The sequence below is a fragment of the Gordonia sp. HS-NH1 genome, from assembly GCF_001418765.1.
GTDB lineage: Bacteria > Actinomycetota > Actinomycetes > Mycobacteriales > Mycobacteriaceae > Gordonia.
In genome coordinates this window covers 1-3,674 of sequence record NZ_LIYC01000083.1, presented here as the reverse complement: position 1 = coordinate 3,674, position 3,674 = coordinate 1, and the positions used below count along the sequence as shown (strand labels likewise).

The window sequence follows — 3,674 nt, the reverse complement described above, 5'->3', positions numbered from 1 at the left end:
ACTACTTGGGACTTGACCGGCCAACGACAGCTTTCGTTCACCGAGTCGCGTGCTGCGATCCGCTCGTGACCCACAACAGACACACACAGCCTGCGACATGGGCGCTAGATGGACGAGGCGCGATCAGCCCCATTGCGGCTAAAATGAGACGCATGCATACAATTCCAATACGTTTCATAACTTGTTTTTGTTCCTGGTAGATAAGGCGATGGTTCGCAATTGTGCCCTATGTCACCTTTCTACTACGTGTACGTACTAGTGTCAACCGAAGTGGCTTCAACGTGGGGCCTGGCGCTTGTAGCTCGGCGAATTGACGCTAATGAACTTGCCGAGCTCACGAGTCGACGCGCCCCGGTGCTACGCGTGCGGTCGATCTGTCTACAGTTGTGCAGGATGTAATCAACCGCGAGGTGGGGGTAGATCGTGACAGGCTCAGGCCCACTCGCCCTGGGTTTTCGTGATGCTCCAGGCCATTTGTTGCGACGGGCTCAGCAGGTCCACACCGCGTTGTGGAGTAGAGAGGTCGACGACGATCTGACCGGACCGCAGTACACCACCCTGCTCGTAGTGGCTGGGTGGCCGGACGTGGACCAAAGTCTGGCGGGCACTTTGGCCTCCCTAGATAAGTCCACTGTTGGCGGGGTTGTGGCGCGTCTGGAAAAGAAGGGATGGATTCTCCGGATCCGTCATCCGGAGGACGGACGGCGTCGTCTGCTGGTGTTGACCGCGGAAGCGCGGACGCGCCTAGAGCACGTGACGGCGGCGGCAGCGCGCGTTCAGGACTTGCTTCTTGAGCCGCTCAGACCTGACGAACGCGACCTTTTGGTTTCACTGTTGCAGCGGGTCGCTTTTCCCGAGCCGGCTGAGGTCAGCAAAGGCGCACCTCTTCAAGAGATCACGGGTCTCGAGATCCACTCCACCCCCGGGTATCTCATTCGACGCGCGCAGCAAATGCACTACGCGATTTGGAACAAGCATTTCGGCGGCGAGTTGACCAGCCCGCAGTACGCGGTGCTCGCCGTCGTGGCCGCTCAACCTTCCGATCAGTCGCAGATTGGTAACCGCGCGTCACTGGATTCATCGAACGTGACCGACATTGTCGCGCGTCTGGTGACGCGCGGTTGGCTACGACGCACCAGTGACCCGCGTGATAAGCGTAAGGCGATAGTCGAACTCACATCGCCGGCTGTGACGGCGATGCGTCATCTGACCCAGTCAGTGGAGCTAGTGCAGTCAGATCTACTGAAGCACTTGACCGCGCACCAAAGAGTCGAGTTCATCGACTTCATGGTCCGAGTGTCTCGGATTCCCAGCGACACGGTCAACAGTCTCGCGGCCCCGTAGTCACCGGGTGCGGTCGAGATCTCGTCGTTCTGCGTCATCCGTCAACGGTTCCGGCCACGTAACGAAGCGTCCTAAGCAGAAGATGCGGGCCCGCCAGACTCCTGCGTGATCGGGGAAACCACCTTGCCGAGGTTGTCGACATCTAACTCCAACGTGCCAATCTTGCTGAGCTCAACACTGACGTTGTCGATACCGCGCATATGCGGTGTTCCCGACGAAGAACTCACAGTGATGATGTCTGCGGGATGCAGCGTCATGACCGACGATGTGTATGAGACCAATTGTGGAATGCCCCAAACGAAATCGGGGAGATCAGCGTCCTGGTGATGTGTCCCGGTGGCGTGGGTCGGCAGCCGCACCGCCGGCAGGTCACCGACCTCGTCGGGGGTCACCAGGACGGGACCGACGGAAGCAAGATTGGCAAAGAACTCACAATAACCGGCCACGTAGCTCAACGCAGCGTCAATAGATACGTTGGTGGCGGTCCGGCCGATGATCACTGCCAGCCTGCCTCCGTCGTCGAAGCGTCGATCGCCGTGGGTAAGCCGGACGGTAGTGCCGCTGCCGGTCTGGGTGGCAGGCACTTGAGGGGAGACGGTGAGCTCGTCGATGTAATTGCCGAGCATCCTCCCAGTGTGGCGATCGCGGGCCCTTACCCTTGCCGTAATGATCCTGAAAGGATCGGGCACGACGGGCTCGATGGTCACTGTGCGGCGAGCGAAGCCGGGCAGACCCAACAGGTCGTCATCGCTGAGCCGCAGGTCGCCGCCGCGGTCGGCGAGAAGCCTTCGCAGCGGGCTCCATCGGGGGCCAGGCTTGCTGGCGGCTATCACCCCGACGTCCATCACTACGTCGTCCACAAGTGCACCGATCGAGTGGTAGTTGTCGATTGAAAAGCTGACGTATTTCATCGGTTTTCCTGTGTCCTCTTGCGGCCCCGCGCGGGGCGGTACCGCAGATCAAGCAGCAGCAACAGAGCCGTTCGGGTCCAACACGAACTTCGTTGCTTTTCCGGAATCGAACTCGCGATAGCCGCGAGGGGCGTCTTCGAGTGCGATCATCTGCGCATTGACCGCCTCGGCAATTTTGATCCGGTCGTGCAAGATTGCCATCATCAGCGGCCGGTGATACTTCATGACGGGGCACTGACCCGTTGCCAACGATAACGATTTCGCCCACCCGGTCCCCAGGCTCAACGACAGGGAGCCGCTTTGGGCGGCCTCATCGACGCCGCCGGGATCTCCAGTGACGTATAAGCCCGGAATGCCGATGGACCCACCAGCAGCGGTGACGTTCATAAGCGAATTAAGCACTGTCGCAGGAGCTTCGGTCGCAGTCCGGTGACCGTGCCCTCGTGCTTCAAACCCAACTGCGTCCACTCCACAGTCGACCTCCGGCACACCAAGGATCTGCTCAATCTGCTCTTGCGGATGCCCCAAAGAGACGTCCACCGTTTCACAACCAAAGCTGCGGGCCTGCGCGAGTCGTTCGGTGTTGAGATCGCCAACGATGACGACCGCGGCGCCGAGCAGATGCGCACTTGCTGCCGCAGCAAGGCCAACCGGGCCTGCGCCTGCAATGTACACCGACGCGCCAACACCCACGCCCGCAGTCACACAGCCGTGGAATCCGGTAGGCAGTATGTCGGACAACATTGTCAGGTCGAGAATTTTTTCTATGGCCTGTTGCGGGTCAGGGAAGGGGAGCAAGTTCCAGTCGGCGTAGGGCACCATGACGTACTTCGCCTGTCCTCCTACCCAACCGCCCATGTCGACGTATCCGTATGCGGCGCCGGGCCGATCGGGATTGACGTTAAGGCAGATACCTGTCCTGCCGACTTTGCAGTTCCGGCATCGGCCGCACGCAATGTTGAATGGTACAGAGCACACATCGCCGACCTTGATGAACTCTACGTCACGCCCGGTGTCGATCACCTCGCCAGTGATCTCGTGGCCCAGTACCAGACCGACGGGCGCAGTGGTCCGGCCGCGGACCATGTGCTGGTCGCTACCGCAGATGTTCGACGAGATCACCTTCAAGATCACCCCGTGTGGGCACTGTCGACCGACGCTGGCCGGGTTCACGCCAGGGCCGTCCTGGAGGGTCAATGATGGGTCGGGCAGGTCAACGACCTGCACGCTACCGTTACCTGCGTAAACGACTCCGCTGTTCTCGGACATGTGCGCTCTCTCAAATTGCGTGGATAGGTGGGGGTGCTTACAAGTGAACTTGCGTGGAGGGCGCCCTCGCTTATTCGCTTATTCGCTTGTTGCCAGGGTTGGCGATGGGTGGGTCGCCATGTGCGGGCACAAGTAGTGCCCCATAGGGTG

Annotated in this window: 3 protein-coding genes; 1 reads left to right on the top strand and 2 read right to left on the bottom strand. The window is 60.3% G+C overall.

The features are described from left to right. Positions 1-423: 423 nt before the first annotated feature. Positions 424-1,344 carry a MarR family winged helix-turn-helix transcriptional regulator gene (locus tag AMD30_RS24040; RefSeq protein WP_084817375.1) on the top strand — a complete coding sequence of 307 codons (921 nt, stop codon included), beginning with the start codon at positions 424-426 and terminating at the stop codon, positions 1,342-1,344. Positions 1,345-1,415: 71 nt separating this feature from the next. Here AMD30_RS24040 and AMD30_RS24035 read toward each other — a convergent pair whose 3' ends face one another. Further along, on the bottom strand, positions 1,416-2,255 hold the full coding sequence (locus AMD30_RS24035) for a fumarylacetoacetate hydrolase family protein (protein WP_084817374.1): 840 nt from the start codon (positions 2,253-2,255) through the stop codon (positions 1,416-1,418). Between the two features lie 48 nt (positions 2,256-2,303). Further along, positions 2,304-3,524 carry a formaldehyde dehydrogenase, glutathione-independent gene (gene fdhA / locus AMD30_RS24030; protein ID WP_055477341.1) on the bottom strand — a complete coding sequence of 407 codons (1,221 nt, stop codon included), beginning with the start codon at positions 3,522-3,524 and terminating at the stop codon, positions 2,304-2,306. Between the last annotated feature and the right edge of the window lie 150 nt (positions 3,525-3,674).

Coding starts and splice junctions, on each gene's coding strand:
- AMD30_RS24035 (WP_084817374.1), bottom strand. CDS start 2,255: ATGAAATACGTCAGCTTTTCAATCGACAACTACCACTCGATCGGTGCA.
- fdhA (WP_055477341.1), bottom strand. CDS start 3,524: ATGTCCGAGAACAGCGGAGTCGTTTACGCAGGTAACGGTAGCGTGCAG.